The sequence below is a fragment of the Microvirga sesbaniae genome (assembly GCF_025460805.1).
Lineage (GTDB): Bacteria > Pseudomonadota > Alphaproteobacteria > Rhizobiales > Beijerinckiaceae > Microvirga > Microvirga sesbaniae.
In genome coordinates, this window is sequence record NZ_JAMXFJ010000004.1 from 302,114 (window position 1) to 320,365 (window position 18,252).

Here is an 18,252-nt window from a genome sequence, read left to right on the forward strand (position 1 = left end):
TTCGGCGCGCTCATCATCTGGGCCGGCGCACCGTTCGGGCGTTCGATCCCGCGCGATCATTCTGAGGCGCGGAATCCCTGAGGCGGGGGGTGGTCAGCCGCCGCCGGCCTGCGCCAGGGCGGGTTCGGAGCAGTTCATGTCCATGTTGTCTTCCACGGGCTCGAAGATGAAGGACTGGCGCTCGCGGGCCATGAAGGCCGTCGGCATGACGGCCTGCATCTCGACTTCGGCGGCTTTCAGGAAGCCGTCGTCGTGGCCGGGATAGAGATGGAAGATCGCCAGGGATTTCACGCCGGCGCTCTGTGCGAGCTCCACGCCCTTCTGCCACGTGGAATGGCCCCAGCCGCGGCAATAGGAATACTCGGCGTCGGAGAACATGCCGTCGAAGATCATCAGGTCGGCGTCGCGCACGAAATGCCGGAGGCCTGGGTCGGGCCAGACGTCGCTGTGCTCCACGTCGCTGATGTAGCAGACGCTGCGGCCCCGATGGCTGATGCGAAAGCCCGTGGCGCCGCCGGGATGGTTGAGCAGGTGGGTCTCGATCCGCGCGCCGTCGTCCAGGGTGAGGGGCTCGCCCGCTTTGAAGCCGTGGTGTTCGAAGCGGGCCGGAAGCTGGCCGAGGCGGACGGGAAACAGCGGCGGGGCGAAGATCCGGTTCAGAGGCTCCATGGCGCTCTCGCCCTCGAGATTGCCGCAATAGGTGCGGATCACCCGCTCCTTGGCGAGAAGAGCGGGCTTGAAGAAGGGCAGGCCGCTGATGTGATCGAGATGGAGGTGGCTGAGAAGGATGTCGATCTTGTCCGGGGCGGAGGGGCCGAGTTCGCTGCCGAAGGCGGACAGACCGGTTCCCGCATCGAGGATGAACAGGCGCTCGCCGCAGCGGACCTCGATACAGGGGGTGTGCGAACCGAACTCGACGAATTGCGGACCGGAGGCGCAGGTGGAGCCGCGTATGCCCCAGAACCGGACCCGCAACGCGTCAGAGGATGCAACACGCCTTATCATTTCAGGATCATGGCCAATCGAAAACCCTGCTTATGTGCGCTGGCGCACATCGATAAGCTGCCCACGAGCGGGTCGGCAGGTCAAGGTAAATATTGTATCACGCACTCAGCGCCTCCAGGGATCTGGTGCGGCGATCCATGACCGGCTCGCCCCGCTCGAAATGGATAACCGCGTCGAAGGGCGGTTGATCCATGGCCGGCGAGATCGCCGGCGTCACGAGGATCAGCCCCCGTCCCACGAGGGCGCGGCGCAGGGACGCGACGAGCCGGTCGGCGGCCGGTCCCGGCAGACCGTCGAGCGCCCGCTGCACCACCAGGATGCTCGGGCGGCGCACGAGGCCGCGCACGAGGTCGATGGCGGCCGCCTCGCTCAGGGTGAGATCGTCGCCCTGCGGGTCGATCGGCGTGTCGAGCCCGATGCGCGACACCTCCCCGTCGAGGCCCCTCTGGGTCAGGACGCGGCGCGTGACCTCCTGGACCGACGCGAGCGCGCCGGCCTGATCGGCCGCGATGCGCCCGAAGAGCAGGTTGTCCTGGATGCTGGCCGCCGCGCAGAACCGCTCCTCGTCGTAGAACTCGATCGCGGATTTCAGGCTCACCGGCAGCATGCGGGCGAAATCGGCCCGGGCCACGAGGATCTGCGCCTCCAGGCCGGCCTCGAGCAGTCCCAGGCGATGCCGGCTCTCGTTGTAGCGCAGGGCGAGACCGATCAGGCGCTCCCGGTCCCGGGAGGTCTGGTCGCTGCGCCGCTGCTCGTTCCTCCGGTCGACAAGATCCTGGAAATACGGGCGGTCCGCCGCCGAGAAGAACGAGAAGCGCTCGAAGAGGGGGGACCCGTCCGGGATGTCGGAGAAGATCTCGATCATGCTCGTGGCGATGGAGAGCCCCATCCGGGCGAGCGGCTTGGTGAGCTCGTTGGCCTCCAGGATCGCTCGCACGAAGGGGTGGCTCGCCAAGCGATCCTCCTGGAACGAATCCCCGATGGGCTTTCCGAATAGGAGGTTCTCGCCGATCGTGGCATAGCGGTTGTAGCGGGTGGCGCTGAAGGGGTCGACAAAGCGGTCGAGCTGCTCGGCGGCGAGCGCCGCCTGCACGGCGCGGCGCGCATCCACGATGGCGGCGGCGAATGTCGGCTCCCGGTCCGGATCGATGGTTCCGGACAGGCCGCGGGCATGCGTCAGACGGTCCAGGCCGGCCACCGCGATGGCCTCGGACAGGCGGTGGTCGAGCTCGCCCGCCGGCGCAGCGGCGCCGTAGAGCAGGTTGTCCTTGAGGCTGCCGTCGATCAGCACGGTGCCGCCCGCGAAGGCGATGCGCCGGCTGCGCTCCACCGGATCGGCGGCGGACAGGTCGATGCCGCCATAGGTCAGGCGGCCCATGGATGGCGGGATCTGGCCGCTCATGAGGGCCGCCAGGAGCCGCGGGCCCGCATCCCCGTCGCCCACCAGGGCCACATGGGACGGGAAGGCGAGGTTCAGGTTGACCGAGGTCACCCGCGCCCCGCTCGCCGGGTCATAGGCCGAGACGCCCTGGGCCACGAGGGCGCCGCTGTCGGGGAGGCCGGCCTTGCCCTTCAGGGCGGCGCGCAGCTTCAGCGGCCCGAGCCCCCGACCCAGATCGATGAGAAGCGCCCTCGCCCTCAAGGCGAGCCGGTGCCACTGGACCACCTCCCGGGTGCCGTAGGCGGCGAGCGCCGCCGCGAGCACGCTGGCCGCCACCGTCCCGGCCGACACGGGACGACCCTGCGAGAACCAGGCTCCCAGGGTCAGGACCGACAGGGGGGCGATCATGAGCACGGCCGCGGAGCCCGCCTCCGCGAGGGCGAGGCGGTATTCCCGCTTCATCACCGGCCGATGGCTCGCGACCAGCGCCTCCCGCACCCGGTTGCGCTCGTAGGGGGCCGTGCCGTGCGCCCGCAGGGCCGGAATGCGGTGCTCCAGCTCCGCGAACACGCCCTCGGCCTCATCGCCCTCCTGGTGCCGGGCGGCGGTGGCGTCGAAGCGCAGGAGGGAGCGGCGGGCGCTCACCACCGCGCCCAGGACCAACACCAGCGCCAGGGCGGCCCCGAGACGCCAATCCATGACGAACACGTACGCGCAGGCGAGCCCGATCATCCCGCCGAGCTTCACCGGCATGAGCAGGCTGGATCCCAGCACGCCGCTCTCCCGCGCGAGGCCCCGGCCGGCGAGGGCCGTCACCACGGCGATCTCGTCGTGGGAGGCCGTGGGCACCTTCAGGATGACGTCGAGGGCGGCCGATTGGGTCCTGGTCAGCATCCTGAGCCCGATGCCGACCACCAGCCATTCGAGCCCGACCAGGATCAGGCCGAGGAGAAGGGGGATCATCAGGATCCCGACGATCGACGCCAGGGCGAAGGCTTCGGGGCTCAGCACGACGCCCGGGACCAGCACGATCGGCTCGGGCCAGAGGGCCGCCGGCGGACTCAGGGCGATCCGCAGGAAGGTGGCCGGCGCATGCCAGCCGCCCGATCCCCCGGTGGCCCGGTCCACGACGAGGCGCACGAGATCGAAGCCGAGAAGGATCAGAAGGCCGGCCAGAGCCAGAAGGCTCAATCCGACGAGATGGCGACCAGGAGATGTTTTCCACGCCAGGCGCAGCGGGTCGCGCTCCACGACAAGTCCCAAGGACAACTCCAACAGGCGATCAGTTTCGGTGACGGTGGGAGACCCTAGAGCATTTTCTCGGCGAATGGGATCTGCCTCGTGGTCAAAAAGTGCGCTCCGGCACAAAACGGCCGGATGCCCGGCCGGGGCCGGTCCCGTGCCGGCCGTCGCTCCGCTCAAACTCTGCCGCCACGACCCCTCGCCGCGCCGCGCTTCCACGCTATGTCACCTCCCTTGCTCCTCTGCCTTGCTGCCTTTCACGGAGGATCGGTGAGCCTGTCCATGACGTCCCTCCTGCCGCTCGATCCGGTGTTCCAGCTCGTTCTCGAGGTGCCGACCCGCACCCCGAGCCCGGACCTGCCGCGCCGCCTGACGGGGCTGTTCAAGGAGCTGGCCCTGGCGGAGCCGGACCGTCCGGTCGAGGACATCGAGGATCAGATCTGGGCCCTGTGGGGATCCCACGAGGACCGGCTCGCCGAGGAGACCCTGATGGCCGCCATCGAGGCCATGGGGTCGGGATCGCTCAAGACCGCCCGGCCCCTGCTCGATCATCTGGTCGCCCGGCATCCGGGCTGGGCGGAGGCCTGGAACAAGCGGGCGACGCTCGCCTCCATCGAGAAGCGCGACGCGGACAGCCTGCTCGACATCGCCCAGACCCTGCGGCTCGAGCCGCGCCACTTCGGGGCCATCGCGGGCTTCGGCAACATCTGCCTGCGCAACGGCCATCTCAACGAGGCCCGGGCGGCGTTCCAGATCGCGCTTGCCATCAACCCGCACATGGACGACCTGCGCGACATGCTCGAGAACCTGTCGCCGCATCACCTGATGCTGCACTAGGATCGGGCCTCACAGGATCGGAAGGGCCGGGACAGGCCTGGCCATGACGGAGCGGGTTGTCGTTCCCGCGATATGGACGCGACCGTCACCCCAGTTCGAAGGTCGAGATCCCGTAGATGCGCGGCAGGGGCAGGTCCGGGGTTTCGCCGCGATACATCCGGGCCGTCTCGAACACGGCCGAGAGGCCATGGCGCGCGGCGAGCCGGTGGGCGGCCGCGTTCGGCTCGGGCAGGTCGAGGAACACCGCATCGCCCTTCGCTTCCGATGCGAGCGCCCGGAACAGCAGGTCGGCCTCATGCTCGCCGTCGGCGAACAGGGGGCCGATCTTGAAGCCGCTGCGACAGGCCCGGACGACCCCGTAACCCTCGACGCCCCCGTCCCTCACGAGAGCGACGGCCTTGCGGGCCTCCGGCCTGAGCCAGCAGCGCAGGAAGGTGTCGCGCGGTGCCGGAAAGAACGGTCGGTCGTAGGCGAGAACGGCATCGACGATTTCAGGCTTCACCGGCCGCAGGCCTGCGTCCCGGGTCGCTTCGAGGTGCGGGATGCCCCCGAAACGGATGTTGCGATGGGCCAGGGCGAAGCCGGACCGCCGGTAATTGTCCTGCTGGGCCACCACCCCGTCGAGGCCCACAAGGCGGTTCGCGAGACGATCCAGGCCGGCCTGCCACAGACGGTGGCCGAAGCCCTGGCCGCGTCGGTCGGGCCGGACGATGTACAGACCGAGAAAGCCGAACGCGCCGCCGTAGCGGACCACCGAGATGGAGGCGACCGGCTCGGTGCCGAGACTGCCGACCAGGAATCCTCCCGGATCGGCCGCGTGAAAGCATTCCGCGTCCCCGAGGCCGGGGTTCCAGCCCTCGGCGGCCGCCCAGTCGATCGCCAGGTCCAGGTCCGGGCGCGTCATCACGCGGATCGTCCAGTCGTCGGAAGGTTCGCCTGCCATGGCCGGCCTCGTGACTCGGGTGAGGGCGCTCGCCGCCAGTCTATCGGAGACGCGCGGCGCCGTTGAGTCCCGGGCAAGTGAGTCCCGGGCAAGTGAGTCCCGGACAAGCGCGACAACGGGGCCGTTGCAGGCCGGCCGCGGGGGCGTACCCTGGGCTTCATGTCCGATTCGCCCGCCCTTGTTTCCCGCCCCATCGTCCTGCCCACGGACGGCCGCCAATCCACCATCGCCCTCGGAGTCCAGCGCGGCGTGCGCCGCCTGTTCGCGCAGCTCGGCCACGTGAGCCTGCCGGAATTCACCCTCGCCAACGGCCGGCGCGCCGATCTCATCGCGCTTGCCCCCGACGGCGCGCTCACCATCGTGGAGATCAAGTCGAGCGTGGCCGATTTCCGGGCCGACCGGAAATGGCCCGATTACGAGGATTTCTGCGACCGGTTCTATTTCGCCGTGCCCGAGACCGTGCCCTTCGACATCCTGCCGGAGGATCGCGGCCTGATCGTCGCCGACAGCTTCGGGGCGGCGATCGTCCGGGAGGCCTCGCATCATCCGCTCGCGGGCGCCCGCCGCAAGGCCGTGACCCTGCGCTTCGCCCATTCGGCCGCCGCGCTGCTGCATGCCCTCGCCGATCCGGACCGGGTCGCGGACGGACGCCTCTGACCCGCCGCGGGTTCGCGCCACGCGTTTCCTGTGCAAGTCCGTCTTGACGGCGGTTGCGGGACCGGCCGCCTGGCGTCACTCTCCCGCCCATGACCGGATCCGCCGGTCGCGGGGGCGATCATGGAACAGGCCATCCGGCTTCTGCTCAGCAACTTCACGCTCACCCTCTTCGCCGTCGGGCTGGTCGCATCGCTCATCGCCCTGCTGCGCCGCCCGCGACCCTGGACCCGGACGACAATCGTCGAGGCGCTCCTGTCCTGGTTCCTGTTCTTCTCGCTCGGCGTGAGCTTCCTCTACAACTTCGTCATGCATGTCTTCTTCTCGGAGATGGCCGCTGCCTTCATCGGCTGGCAGACCAGCCCGTTCCAGAAGGAGGTGGGCTTTGCCAGCCTCGGCTTCTCCGTGGTTGGATTCATGGCGTTCAAGGGCGGTCGCGGCCTGCGCCTCGCCGCTCTCGCGGGCCCGGCCTGTTTCCTGTGGGGGGCGGCGGCCGGCCACGTGCAGCAGATGGTGCAGGCGCACAATTTCGCCCCGGGCAATGCGGGCGCGATCTTCTACACGGATGTCCTGCTGCCGGTCTTCGGGCTCGTTCTGCTCCGGATGCGGTACCGTGAGGATCCGCACCCCCTCGCCCAGGAGCCGTCAGGCGCGTTCTCGCGCTGAGCCCGGCAGAGAGCCGGGCGAGGGCCTGGCGTTCGGGGTGTCAGCGCGGGGCGCGCTTGGCGAGGATGCGCTGCAGGGTCCGGCGGTGCATGTTGAGGCGGCGCGCGGTTTCCGAGACGTTGCGGCCGCAGAGCTCGTAGACGCGCTGGATGTGCTCCCAGCGCACCCGGTCGGCCGACATGGGGTTTTCCGGCGGCAGGGCGCGTTCGCCCGGCTGCGCCATGAGCGCGGCGTGGATCTCGTCCGCATCGGCGGGCTTGGCCAGATAGTCGAAGGCGCCCATCTTCACCGCCGTCACGGCCGTGGCGATGTTGCCGTAGCCGGTGAGGATCACGCCGCGGGCGTCGGGACGGCGGCTTTTCAGACGCTCGATCACATCCAGCCCGTTGCCGTCGCCGAGGCGCATGTCGATCACCGCGAAGGCCGGCGGTTCGCTTTCGATGGCCGCGAGGCCGTCCGTCACGCTTTCGGCCACGCGAACCTGATAGCCGCGGCCTTCCATGGCGCGGGCGAGACGGGTCGAGAACGGCCGGTCGTCGTCGACGATCAAGAGGCTCTTGTCGGCGCGATCTTCGAACGCGGCAGGCGCATCGGCCATCAGAACATCTCCTTGCATGTTGGGCTTTAACTCCCTCATGAGCGAGCCTGTCCGGCTCCTTTCTCATATGGGAATCCTTCCCCTAGCCTTGGAGAGACAGCGTGGACTCTCCCTGCGGCGAAATTGCCGCACCTCGTTCAAACGCATGACGGGGCCAAACGATCCGTGCGATGGCCCCCGAGGCCGGCGGCGCGGCGTTCGTCAGGGTCAGTTCCGCCCCCGAGCGCTCGATGAGGGTCTTGGCGATGAACAGGCCGAGCCCCAGGCCGCCGCCCTCCTCGCTGTCCTCCGTCCGCTCGGCGGCACTGCGGGTGGTCACGTAGGGCTCGCCCACCCTGAGCAGGATATCGGGCGCGTAGCCCGGGCCGTCGTCCCGGATCTCGATGAAAACCTCGTGAGGGGACCAGAACGCCTCGATGGTCACCCGGCTTTCGGCGAAGTCCGTGGCGTTGTCGAGGATGTTGGACAGGCCGTAGACGACCCCCGGATTGCGCCGCCCCATGGGTTCCGGCCCCTCGCCCCGCGTCTCGACCTGCACGTCGAACCCCACGGCGCGCTGCGGCTCGACGATCTCCTCCACCAGATGGCTCAGGGAGATGGTCTCGAGAAATTCCGATTCCTCCTCCTGGCCCATGGAGGTGAGCTTGGTCAGGATGGTGCGGCAGCGCTCCACCTGCTCCTGCAGGAGCCGCAGGTCCTCGCCCACCGGCCCGTCCTTGGGCATGGCGTGGCTCAGCTCCTTGGTCACCAGGGCGATGGTGGCCAGGGGGGTTCCGAGTTCGTGGGCCGCCGCGGCCGCGAGGCCGTCGAGCTGGGACAGGTGCTGCTCCCGCGCGAGGACGAGCTCCGTGGCGGCGAGCGCCTGGGCGAGCTGCCGGGCCTCCTCGGCGACGCGCCAGGCATAGATGCCCGTGAAGGCCGTGCCGAGCACGATCGCCGTCCAGATCCCGGTAACGTAGAGGAATGGCAGCGTGAAGCTCTGCGCCGGAGACCAGGGCAGAGGCTTGTGGGCGAGCACCAGCAGCGTCGCGCAGCCGATGGCCAGGAGGCCGAGGCCGAGGGTCCGCTCCGGGGTGAGCGCCGTGGCCGAGATGAGCACGGGCGCCAGGAACAGCATGGCGAAGGGGTTTTCCAGCCCGCCGGTCAGATAGAGGAGCCCCGCCAGCTGCAGGATGTCGAAGGCGAGGAGCGCCGTGGCGATGGTGTCGCTGAGCCGGTGGCTCGCCGGGTATTGGATCCGCAGGAGCAGGTTGACCCAGACCGAGGCGCTGATGACCAGGAAGCAGAGGGCGAAGGGCAGAGGGAAGCCGAGCCCGAACCGGACCCCGGCGACGGCGGCCGCCTGACCCGCGATGGCGAGCCAGCGCAGGCGAACGAGGGTGTCGAGGCGCAGGTGCCGGGCGTGGTGGGTCAGGCTCTTCTGGTCGATCTTGGACATCACCGAACAGAATAGGGTGGCCTCAACGTTCGCCAAGCATCCGGCCTTGGACTATCGTCCTATCGACGACTTCGGCGGCGGTCTGAAACCAAAGTATGTAGTTCGTTTTCGCAGTGGAGGAGCTAGTCTGTTGCAATAATCTGAAGGAACTTTAATCTTAAAATTACGGTTGAGGATAAAGCCTACCGCGTGATGCGAGAACCAGGCACCCGGCCCTTGGGGACAGTTAGATGAATTTTTCCTATGTATGGTACGATACCGCGCATTGGCTTTTGAGTCCGGCTCGCGCAGCTTCCGATATCACCAAGCACTTTTTCGACAATCCCGACAATCCCCTCACGAACACGCCCTACGGCCGGACCGTTTCGGCGGCCTGCGAGTTGTTCGAGCGCACCACCCGGCGCTATGGCAAGCCCACCTTCGACCTGCCTACGACGGTGATCGGCAACGAGGAGGTGGGGGTCACCGAACGGATCGTCTGGGAGCGCCCCTTCTGCCGCGTCATTGCCTTCGAGCGGGATCACGCCCGGGCCGAGGACCAGCCGAAGCTCCTGATCGTGGCCCCCATGTCGGGCCATTACGCTACGCTTTTGCGCGGCACGGTCGAAACCTTCCTGCCGACCCACCGGGTCATGATCACCGACTGGGCCGACGCCAGCATGGTGCCCCTGGCCGAGGGCCGGTTCGATCTCGACGACTACATCGACTATCTCAAGGCCATGTTCCGGGACCTCGGCCCGAACTTGAGCGTGATGGCCGTGTGCCAGCCGGCCGTGCCCGTCATCGCGGCGGTCGCCCGCCTCGAGGCCGAGAACGACCCTCTCGTTCCGCGCTCCATGATCCTCATGGGCGGGCCCATCGACACCCGCCGCTCGCCCACCGCCGTGAACCGGCTGGCCGAGGAGCGCGGCATCGACTGGTTCCGCCAGCACTGCATCACCAAGGTGCCGCCGTCCCACCCGGGCTTCTGGCGCGACGTCTATCCGGGCTTCCTGCAGCTGTCCGGCTTCATGGCCATGAACATCGACCGGCATCTCACGGCCCATTACGAGATGTTCAACCATCTCGTGGAGGGCGACGGCGATTCGGCCGAGAAGCACCGGGACTTCTACGACGAGTATCTCGCGGTCATGGACCTGACCGCCGAGTTCTACCTGCAAACGGTCGAGACGGTGTTCGTCAATCACGACCTGCCCAAGGGCGAGATGATGCACCGGGGCCAGCCGGTGGACCTGATGGCCATCCGGCGCTGCGCCATCATGGCGGTCGAGGGCGAGCGGGACGACATCTCGGGCGTGGGCCAGACCCTGGCGGCCCTGGACTTGACCCCCAACCTTCCCTCCGACAAGAAGCTCTATCATCTCCAGGCCGGGGTCGGTCACTATGGCGTCTTCAACGGTTCTCGTTTCAGGGCTCAGATCGCTCCTCGAATCGTTGAATTCATTGAGAATCACAGCCGAGAACCAGCCCGGACGAAGCCGTCAAGGGCATGATCCTGTTCTTGATACGTTCTTAGGAGCGGCAAACGGCTGCGCTGACAGAATCAGCCTGACAGGGCAGATTGCGGACATGAAATCCGCCCTGTTCCGCCGCGTTCCTGCGGACCCGCCTCATCTCAAAGTCGTCCACGAAGGCCAGACCTTCAAGGTGGCCCTCAAACGTCGTCCGACCGCCAAGCGGATCACGCTGCGCGTCTCCAACGCGACCGGCGAGGTCGTGCTCAGCATCCCCGAGCGCACCGATGTGGGGCTCGCCCAGAAGTTCGCCGACAGCCACAGCCAGTGGATCGCCACGCGGCTCGCCAAGGTGCCGGAGCGGGTGCTCTTCGAGCCGGGCGCCCTCGTGCCCTTTCGTGGCGTGCCCCACCGGATCGTCCACTGGTCGGCGATTCGCGGGGTGACCCAGGCGGCCCGGAGCGCCACGGGCGAGCCGGTCATCGCGGTCGCCTGCGAGGCCGCCCACGTGGCCCGGCGGGTGCGGGACTTTCTCGAGGCGGAGGCCAGGAAGGACTTCGCCGCCGCCGTGAAGAAGCATACGGCCCAGCTCGGCCAGCCGGCCAAGCGCATCACCGTGCGCGACACCAAGAGCCGCTGGGGCTCGTGCTCGGCCAACGGAGCGCTCAACTTCTCCTGGCGGCTGATCATGGCGCCGCCCTTCGTGCTCGATTATCTCGCCGCCCACGAGGTGGCGCATCTGCGCGAGCTCAACCATTCCAGCCGGTTCTGGAGGCTCACGCACCAGCTCTGCCCGCGCACGGACGAGGCGGAGGAGTGGCTCAAGACCTACGGCAGCGCCCTGCACCGGATCGGGTGAGGACTGCCGAGCCCGTCGATCGACACGAGCCTCTCCGTCATCACCAGCCTTGTGCCGGTGATGTCGAGCGGAAAAGCGTGGCGTTCCACAGGATCGGGATGGCCGGGACGAGCCCGGCCACGACATGCGCAGGATGGCTCCCACGGCGGTTTTGCCCGTCTCCATTGTTTCCATTGGACAATTTATCGGTTTCTTAACTGCTGCCCCGCAGACATGCCGTTAGGGCAATAGACCTGACCTTCGTCGATCCGGCCGCTTCCTTGAGAGCCAGACGCACGGCCGGTCGGCAGGGGCAAGATTCCAATGGCACTGAAAAATTTTTCGATCCCGCAGAAGGTGATCGCGGTCGTCTCCCTCATGGGACTGGTCGCCGCGGTGATCGCGGTCGTGGGCTGGCGCGAAACCTCCCGGCTCAAGGACGCGATGGAGATCGTCGGCCTGCGCGAGGAGGCCGCCCGCGAGGCCATGGACCTGCGCGTCGACATCATCGCCATCAGCCGCATGACCTACCAGGTCGCCCAGCAGCCGGCCAAGGCATCCGACTTCGGCGCCGAAGCCGAGCGCCGCACGAGGGAGATGCTCGACCGGTTCAAGAAGCTCGAGGCGGTGGCTGATTCCCAGGAGAAGCTCCTGCTCGGCCAGATGCGGGGCTCCCTGAACGCCTATTTCGACGTCATCCGGACCATGATCGCGGTGGCGGCCTCCGGCAAAGGCACCGACCCGGCCGTCATGGCCGCCGAGGTGGATAAGGGACTCGCGTCGCAGCGCAGCGTCACCGACACGGTGAAGGCCTACAGCACCTACACGGCCAAGAAGCTCGCCGACATGCGCGCGGCCGCCGAGGACAGCGCCAATGGCGCCGTCCGGCTCCAGATCGGCGTCGCGGCCGCCGGCATCGCGCTCGGCGTGCTGATCAGCCTCCTGATGACGAAGGTCAGCATCGTGGCGCCCCTGCGCAATCTGACCTCGGTCATGCGCCGGCTCGCCGACGACGATCTGGCGGCCGAGCTGCCGTCCGGCAACCGCAGCCGCGACATCGGCCAGATGATCGAGACGGTCCAGGTGTTCAAGGACCGTATGGTCCGCAACAAGGCCCTGGAGCTCGAGGCGATCCAGGCCCGGGAGGCGTCCGAGGTCCAGCGCAAGCGCATGATGACCGAGCTGGCCGAGACCTTCGACGGCGCCATCGGCGAGATCATCGAATCGGTCTCGACGGCGGCTGGCCGCATGCAGGCCACGGCCGAGCAGCTGACCAATTCCGCCCAGGCCACGTCCTCGCGCTCCACGGCCGTGGCGGCCGCCGCCGAGCAGACCTCGGCCAACGTGCTCGCGATGTCGAGCGCCACCGAAGAGCTCGGCGCCTCCGTGGGCGAGATCAGCCGCCAGGTCGAGCAGTCGGCCGTCATGTCCCGCGAGGCCGTGCAGGCCGCGACCCTGACGACCGAGATCGTATCGCAGCTGAGCGCCGCGGCCGACCGGGTCGGGGCCGTGATCGACATGATCTCGGCGATCGCCGGCCAGACCAACCTGCTGGCCTTGAACGCCACCATCGAAGCCGCCCGCGCCGGCGAGGCCGGCCGCGGCTTCGCCGTAGTGGCCACCGAGGTGAAGTCGCTCGCCGACCAGACCTCCAAGGCCACGGCCGACATCTCGAACCAGATCGCCGCGATCCAGACCTCGACCTCCAAGGCCGTGGAAGCGATCAGCGGCATCACCCAGCGCATCCAGGCCATGAGCGATGTGTCCGGCAGCATCGCCATGGCGGTGGACCAGCAGGGCGCCGCCACCCGGGAGATCGTCGCCTCGGTCAACCAGGCCTCGGCGGGAACCGGCGAGGTGACGGCCAATATCAGCCGGGTGGCCCAGGTGGCCGAGGCGACGGAGGTCGCGGCTCATCAGGTGCTGACGTCCTCTTCGGCTCTCGTGGGCCAGGCCGAGCACCTGCGCAACCAGGTCAACGGCTTCCTGGCGACCGTCCGGGCAGCTTAAGAACCGCCAAATCAGATGACAGGCGCGCCGATTTCGGCTTAACCGGGCGTGCCTGTCACCGACGAAACCGTCTCATGCTCAAACCCGACACGCTGGCCCTCACCGTCGTCCTGGCCCTGCTCACCGCGCTGGGTCCCCTGTCGACGGACATGTATCTGCCATCGCTCCCGGCGATCGCCGCGGGCCTGAACGCCACGACCGGGCAGACGCAGCTCACCCTGTCGGCCTTCCTCCTCGGCTTCGCGGCCGGGCAGTTCTTCTACGGGCCGGTATCCGACCGGATCGGACGCAAGCCGGTGCTGCTCTTCGGTCTCGGGCTCTTCACCCTCGCGAGCCTGATCTGCGCGCTCTCGCCCACCATCGAGACCCTGATCGGCGCGCGCTTCCTTCAGGCGCTCGGTGCTTCGGGACCCATCGTGCTCGGGCGCGCCATCGTGCGCGATTTCTACGAGGGGCCGCGCGCCGGGCGCGAATTGTCGCGCATGGGCACGATCATGGGCGTGGTGCCGGCTGCGGCTCCCGTTCTCGGCGGGGTCATCGAGCGCTTCACCGGCTGGCGCGTGACCTTCGGGGCCATGATCGTCTGCGGAATCGCGCTCGCCGCCACGATCCTGTGGCGCATGCCCGAAAGCATCCGCCGGAAATCGGACGTGCCGATCTCGTTTCCGGCGATCCTGCGCGGTTTCGGGCTCCTGCTCGGCCATGCCGGGTACCGGACCTATGTGGGCCTGTCGATGCTCACCTATGGCGGGCTCTTCGCCTTCATTTCGGGCTCGTCCTTCGTGCTGCAGAAGATCTACGGCCTCGACGAATTGTCCTTCGCGTTCTCGTTCACCTTCGTGGTGGCGGGCTTCATGACCGGCACCACCCTGGCGCAGCATCTCGTCGGCCGCTACGGGCTCGACGGCACCATCCGGATCGGCGTGACGTGCCTCGCGCTCGGCGGCCTGACCATGCTGGGCCTGGTGCTGGCGGGGGTGCGGTCCTCGCTCGCCATCAGCGCCCCCATGGCGATCTACGGGGTGGGCGTCGGCCTCACCATGCCGCAATCCATGGCCTCGGCGCTGATGCCCTTTCCAGACCGGGCCGGCGCGGCCTCGTCCCTGCTCGGCATCTGCCAGATGACCTTCGCGGCCGTGGTGGGCATTCTCCTCGGCCGCAATCTCGACGGCTCCGCGCTTCCCCTGCCGGCCACCATCGCGGCCACGGGCGTGCTGGCGCTCGGCCTCTTCCTGGCCACGGGACGGGCCCGTCGGGGAAAGCCCGGCTGATGGCTCTGCCGCGGACGGCGCCTGTCGGGCGCCGCCCGGATCTAGAGCATCGGATGGATCCCAAAAGGGCAAGTCCACTTTTCACGTCCGATGCTTTAGCCGGATCGATGGTCAATCAGACGATGAAGAAGCTGGCATAGGTCAAGGCCGGCTTGGTGCCCGCATTCGTGAAGGTCGCGATGTGGACCTGGCTGGCGCCACCCGTCCCGTCGGCGTCGTAGTAGAGCTCGCCCTTGGCCTGGTCGTAGATGACCCGATCCTCTTTTCCCAGGGCCTTCGTGCCGAGGACGAAGTCGCTCGCCTTCAACCGGCCGAGATCGGAGGTCTTGAACCCCGTGAAGGTGCTCAGGGACAGATAGACGCGGTCGTATTCCGCGACCTTGAAGTCCTGAATCAGGTCAGGGCCGGCCGTGCCCGGCGTGCTGCGCTCGAACAGGAAGATGTCGGCCCCCTTGCCGCCGGAGAGAACGTCCGTCCCGGCGCCGCCGCTCAAGGTGTCGTTCCCGGTCCCGCCCCCGATCGTATCGGCGCCGCTGCCGCCCCTGATCAGGTCGGAGCCGTCGGTCCCGGTCACCGTCTCGGGATTGACGTCCTGGATCTTGATCGTGAAGTCCTTGACCTTCCGGACCGATCCGTCGGACACCGCGACGGTGACCTTGAACGAGGTGAGCTGCTCGTAATCGATCTTGGCGTTGTTCTTGACGCGCAGCTGGTTGTCGACCAGCTCCACGCGCCCGCCGCCGTCGTTGAGCAGGGTGTAAGTGCGCTGGCCCTGGCCCGGAAGGGTCGAGGACAGGGTGCCGATGATCTGGCCGACGGCGCTGTGTTCGGCGACCGCGGTGCCGGACAGCAGGATGTCGAGGGGCGCCGGGTTCGCATCCGTCACCTTGATGGCGATGGTGCTCGAAACCTTGCCGCCATAGCCGTCCGATGCGACGACGCCGTAGCTGAAGGTGGCGTCGCCGGTCACCTGGATCAGGGACGGGTCCCTGACCTGGATGGTGCCGTTGACGATTTCGAAGCGGCCGTCGGCGCTGACGCGCCCGTTCGTTCCGCCGAGCGCGTTCGTGAAGGCAAAGGTGACCGGATCGTTGTCGGCATCGGTCGAGGAGAGCGTGCCGGCGACCGCATGGGCGGCCGACGTCTCGGAGATCGTGCCGCCGGCGAGAAGGGGCGCCGTCGGCCCGTGGTTAACGTCCGCCACATGGATCGCGATCGAGCCCGAGGTGGTACCGCCGTGACCGTCCGTGGCCGTGACCGCGTAGGTGAAGGTCTGGTTGCCCTCGACCTGGACGAGCGACGGATCGTTGACCACCACGATGCCGTTGACGATCTTGAAGCGCCCGTCGGCGCTGACGAGCCCCGACGAAGTGGGCTGCGCCCAGTCGAACGTGATGGTCAGGGCATCGCCGTCCTGATCGGTTGCCGTCAGGGATCCGACGGTCAGGTCCGTTGTCAGCCTGTCGGAGATGTCGCTGTGCGACAGAACCGGCGCAGTCGGCGCATGATTGACATACCCGGTCGCGACGGAATTCACCGTGGCGACGCTGGCCGCCGTGGCCGTCGCGCCGCTCGCATCCGTGACCGTGATCGCGAACGTGGTCGTCTCGATGGAACCGCTCTCCGCCAGGGGACGGTCGGTCGGATTGAACAGGAGCCCGGCAATCGCCGTGCGCACCTGCGCGAGGGTGCCGGTGACCGTGAACGTGCCCGTGGCCGCATCGTAGGCGCCGCCCTGGACCGGGACCAGCGCGCCCTTTCCGGCGTCGTCGAGCCGGATGCTCACGGTCAGCACGTCGCCGGCATTCGGTTCGTTCACCCCGAGAAGGGTGAACGGCGCCACGAGGTCCGTGTTTTCCGTGTCGGCCATCGTGAAGGTCTGCGGCACGAAGGAAATCGTGGGAGCGCGGTTGGCCGTCACGCTCGTCACGGAGACGTTCGCGTTGGGCGTGGCCGAGGCCCCTTCCCCATCGGTGAGCGTGATGGCGAAAGCCGTCGTCAGGGCGTTTCCCGCCGCATCGTTCGGCCGGTCGAAGGGATCGTAGACGAGGCCGCGCAGGGCGTTCTGGACCTGCTCCGCGGTGCCCGTGACCGTGTAGCGTCGCTCCTGGGCATCATAGGTGCCGATGCCGAGATGGGTCAGCGCGCCGTAGCTGTTGTTCAGGCTCACGACGGCCGTGACGCTGGCGCTGTCCGCATCCGTGATGGTGACGGACGTGAAGGGGCTGACGGTCTCGGTGTCGGCGATCGTCAGGTTCACCGGCGACGCGAGCCCGCCGATCTCGGGCGCCGCGTTGGTCCCGGCGATGCTGCCTTCGCCGACGAACTGGATGCGCTCGATATTGGCAAGCTTCGTGCCGTCGTAGTTGCGGACCGAGATGATGACCGTATCGGTGCCGCCCGTCGCGCCGTTGAGTTCGACCGCAAGGTCGCCGAGATCGTCGATGTAGAAGACGTCGTTGCCGTCGCCTCCGATCATGGTGTCGCGGCCGGCGGCGCCGTTCAGGGTGTCGTTGCCGCCTTTCCCCGTCAGGACATTGTTCAGGCCGTTGCCCGTCAACGACACGCTGCTGGAGGTCTGAGCGGTCAGGTTCTCGATGCCCGCCTGGAGCGTGTACGTGGACAGATAGGTTTCGATGGTGTCTGTGCCGCCGGCATCGACGAGCACGTCGTCGCGGTCTCCGGTCACGTAGGTATCGTTGCCGAGGCCGCCGACGAGCGTATCCGTGCAGCCGTCGCTGCCGGCGAGCGTATCGTTGCCGTCGCCGCCGGACAGGGAGTCGCTGCCGCCGAAGCCGACGATGTAATCGTTGCCGCCACCGCCCGAGATGGTGTTGTTCAAGGCGCTGCCGAAGGTCGTGTCGTTCCCGTTCGATCCGATGAGCGAGCCGATCTTGAAGATCGTGTCAGTGGCATTTCTGACGCCGTTGTAATATTCGTCGACCCAGCCATTGCCGAGATCGGCCTTGATGGCTCCCAGGGACGCGCTGAGATCCTCATAGGTGAGCGTTGTCGATCCATTGCCGGTGATTCGGTTCACGCTCGGGGCAGACAAGGTGCCGTTCGCCATCCCGCCATGCACGGTATCGTTGCCCAACGTGGCCACGATCGTGGTCGACGCTCCCACATAGAGGACGTCGTTTCCGAGGCTGCCGTCGATGGTTGAGGCGAACCTGCCGCCGTAGATGGTGTCGTTGCCCTCGCCGCCGATGAGGCGGGTCACGTTGACCAGCGTGTCTTCGCCCTGTCCCGAGGCCCGTCCGGTGGACAGATCGGCATGGATCGTCTCCGTGCCGATATAGATCACCGTACCGTTGACGAGCGTGTCGTTCCCCGCGCCGCCGACCAGCGTATCGTCGTTGCCGCCGCCGGTCAGGGTGTCGTCGCCCTCGTTGCCGTAGATGTACCAGCCTTGCAGGGAATTGCCCGCATAGATCACGTCGCCGGCGGTCGAACCGTAGACCTCCTCGAAATCGAGCAGGGTGTCGAGATCGCCCCACGTGTCCGTGACGGTGAGCGACTCGTAGGTCGTGTCCCCATAGGTCCAGGCCGAATCGCTCAGGTTGAGCACGATGCCCGCACCGCCCGTCTCCTCCCGATAGGAGAGGGTATCCCAGTCGATGCCTCCGTCGAGGGTGTCGTTCCCGGCGCCGCCGATCAGCAGGTCGTTGTCGATGTCGCCGTGGAGCTCGTCGCCGGCCAGACCGCCCCAGAGCGTATCGTAGCCCTCGGCGCCGTTGATCGTGACGGATGTCGGGGTTTCCGGAGTGCCGAGCTCGTTGTCGTCGGCATTGCCCTGAGTCACCGAGGCGGCCGTCAGGGTGCTCGCTGCGTCCGGCACCAGACGGGCTGGCAGGATCCCGGTGACTTGGATGGGTGAGGTCATGATCCGTTCCTCTCGTCGATGGTGCCGTC

At 67.7% G+C, this 18,252-nt stretch carries 13 protein-coding genes; 7 read left to right on the top strand and 6 right to left on the bottom strand.

The window, feature by feature from the left end; all coding sequences use genetic code 11:
• Positions 1 to 93: 93 nt before the first annotated feature.
• Entirely contained in the window at positions 94 to 1,005 is a 912-nt protein-coding gene (locus OCW50_RS08885) for an MBL fold metallo-hydrolase (RefSeq protein ID WP_262297215.1), read from the bottom strand.
• Positions 1,006 to 1,102: 97 nt separating this feature from the next.
• Positions 1,103 to 3,649 carry an ABC transporter ATP-binding protein gene (locus tag OCW50_RS08890; RefSeq protein ID WP_262297216.1) on the bottom strand — a complete coding sequence of 849 codons (2,547 nt, stop codon included), beginning with the start codon at positions 3,647 to 3,649 and terminating at the stop codon, positions 1,103 to 1,105.
• Positions 3,650 to 3,910: 261 nt separating this feature from the next.
• Here OCW50_RS08890 and OCW50_RS08895 point away from each other — a divergent pair, with 261 nt between their 5' ends.
• Positions 3,911 to 4,465 carry a hypothetical protein gene (locus OCW50_RS08895; RefSeq protein WP_262269030.1) on the top strand — a complete coding sequence of 185 codons (555 nt, stop codon included), beginning with the start codon at positions 3,911 to 3,913 and terminating at the stop codon, positions 4,463 to 4,465.
• Positions 4,466 to 4,550: 85 nt separating this feature from the next.
• Here OCW50_RS08895 and OCW50_RS08900 read toward each other — a convergent pair whose 3' ends face one another.
• The gene (locus tag OCW50_RS08900) at positions 4,551 to 5,408 is read right to left on the bottom strand and encodes a GNAT family N-acetyltransferase (protein WP_262297217.1); all 858 of its coding nucleotides are present in this window, start codon (positions 5,406 to 5,408) and stop codon (positions 4,551 to 4,553) included.
• Positions 5,409 to 5,567: 159 nt separating this feature from the next.
• Here OCW50_RS08900 and OCW50_RS08905 point away from each other — a divergent pair, with 159 nt between their 5' ends.
• Together OCW50_RS08905 and OCW50_RS08910 are read left to right on the top strand one after the other, a co-directional pair.
• Positions 5,568 to 6,065 carry an MmcB family DNA repair protein gene (locus OCW50_RS08905; RefSeq protein WP_262297218.1) on the top strand — a complete coding sequence of 166 codons (498 nt, stop codon included), beginning with the start codon at positions 5,568 to 5,570 and terminating at the stop codon, positions 6,063 to 6,065.
• A gap of 120 nt (positions 6,066 to 6,185) precedes the next feature.
• Complete coding sequence (locus OCW50_RS08910) at positions 6,186 to 6,728, top strand: DUF6790 family protein (RefSeq protein ID WP_262297219.1); 543 nt, start codon at positions 6,186 to 6,188, stop codon at positions 6,726 to 6,728.
• 40 nt (positions 6,729 to 6,768) lie between these two features.
• Here OCW50_RS08910 and OCW50_RS08915 read toward each other — a convergent pair whose 3' ends face one another.
• Positions 6,769 to 7,326 (bottom strand): ActR/PrrA/RegA family redox response regulator transcription factor, encoded by a 558-nt coding sequence (locus OCW50_RS08915; protein WP_009490768.1) that lies wholly within the window; start codon positions 7,324 to 7,326, stop codon positions 6,769 to 6,771.
• A gap of 82 nt (positions 7,327 to 7,408) precedes the next feature.
• Positions 7,409 to 8,764: an ActS/PrrB/RegB family redox-sensitive histidine kinase gene (locus OCW50_RS08920; RefSeq protein ID WP_262269075.1), complete on the bottom strand. Its 1,356-nt coding sequence runs from the start codon at positions 8,762 to 8,764 to the stop codon at positions 7,409 to 7,411.
• 230 nt (positions 8,765 to 8,994) lie between these two features.
• Between OCW50_RS08920 and OCW50_RS08925 the strand changes: the two genes are divergently transcribed.
• The 4 genes from OCW50_RS08925 to OCW50_RS08940 all read left to right on the top strand — a co-directional run bounded on the left by OCW50_RS08925 (position 8,995) and on the right by OCW50_RS08940 (position 14,337).
• Positions 8,995 to 10,257, top strand: a complete 1,263-nt coding sequence (locus OCW50_RS08925; RefSeq protein WP_262269026.1) for a polyhydroxyalkanoate depolymerase — start codon at positions 8,995 to 8,997, stop codon at positions 10,255 to 10,257.
• A 76-nt stretch (positions 10,258 to 10,333) separates the two neighbouring features.
• A complete protein-coding gene (locus OCW50_RS08930) occupies positions 10,334 to 11,077 on the top strand; it encodes a M48 family metallopeptidase (RefSeq protein ID WP_262269025.1) in 744 nt (247 codons plus the stop codon).
• A 303-nt stretch (positions 11,078 to 11,380) separates the two neighbouring features.
• A complete protein-coding gene (locus OCW50_RS08935; protein ID WP_262297220.1) occupies positions 11,381 to 13,066 on the top strand; it encodes a methyl-accepting chemotaxis protein in 1,686 nt (561 codons plus the stop codon).
• Positions 13,067 to 13,140: 74 nt separating this feature from the next.
• Entirely contained in the window at positions 13,141 to 14,337 is a 1,197-nt protein-coding gene (locus OCW50_RS08940) for a multidrug effflux MFS transporter (RefSeq protein ID WP_262297221.1), read from the top strand.
• A 115-nt stretch (positions 14,338 to 14,452) separates the two neighbouring features.
• Here OCW50_RS08940 and OCW50_RS08945 read toward each other — a convergent pair whose 3' ends face one another.
• On the bottom strand, positions 14,453 to 18,223 hold the full coding sequence (locus OCW50_RS08945; RefSeq protein ID WP_262297222.1) for a beta strand repeat-containing protein: 3,771 nt from the start codon (positions 18,221 to 18,223) through the stop codon (positions 14,453 to 14,455).
• Positions 18,224 to 18,252 lie beyond the last annotated feature (29 nt).

Excerpts from the sequence above, each read along its gene's own strand:
- OCW50_RS08885 (WP_262297215.1), bottom strand. The coding sequence starts at position 1,005 with ATGATAAGGCGTGTTGCATCCTCTGACGCGTTGCGGGTCCGGTTCTGG.
- OCW50_RS08895 (WP_262269030.1), top strand. The coding sequence starts at position 3,911 with ATGACGTCCCTCCTGCCGCTCGATCCGGTGTTCCAGCTCGTTCTCGAG.
- OCW50_RS08900 (WP_262297217.1), bottom strand. The coding sequence starts at position 5,408 with ATGGCAGGCGAACCTTCCGACGACTGGACGATCCGCGTGATGACGCGC.
- OCW50_RS08905 (WP_262297218.1), top strand. The coding sequence starts at position 5,568 with ATGTCCGATTCGCCCGCCCTTGTTTCCCGCCCCATCGTCCTGCCCACG.
- OCW50_RS08910 (WP_262297219.1), top strand. The coding sequence starts at position 6,186 with ATGGAACAGGCCATCCGGCTTCTGCTCAGCAACTTCACGCTCACCCTC.
- OCW50_RS08915 (WP_009490768.1), bottom strand. The coding sequence starts at position 7,326 with ATGGCCGATGCGCCTGCCGCGTTCGAAGATCGCGCCGACAAGAGCCTC.
- OCW50_RS08920 (WP_262269075.1), bottom strand. The coding sequence starts at position 8,764 with ATGTCCAAGATCGACCAGAAGAGCCTGACCCACCACGCCCGGCACCTG.
- OCW50_RS08925 (WP_262269026.1), top strand. The coding sequence starts at position 8,995 with ATGAATTTTTCCTATGTATGGTACGATACCGCGCATTGGCTTTTGAGT.
- OCW50_RS08930 (WP_262269025.1), top strand. The coding sequence starts at position 10,334 with ATGAAATCCGCCCTGTTCCGCCGCGTTCCTGCGGACCCGCCTCATCTC.
- OCW50_RS08935 (WP_262297220.1), top strand. The coding sequence starts at position 11,381 with ATGGCACTGAAAAATTTTTCGATCCCGCAGAAGGTGATCGCGGTCGTC.
- OCW50_RS08940 (WP_262297221.1), top strand. The coding sequence starts at position 13,141 with ATGCTCAAACCCGACACGCTGGCCCTCACCGTCGTCCTGGCCCTGCTC.
- OCW50_RS08945 (WP_262297222.1), bottom strand. The coding sequence starts at position 18,223 with ATGACCTCACCCATCCAAGTCACCGGGATCCTGCCAGCCCGTCTGGTG.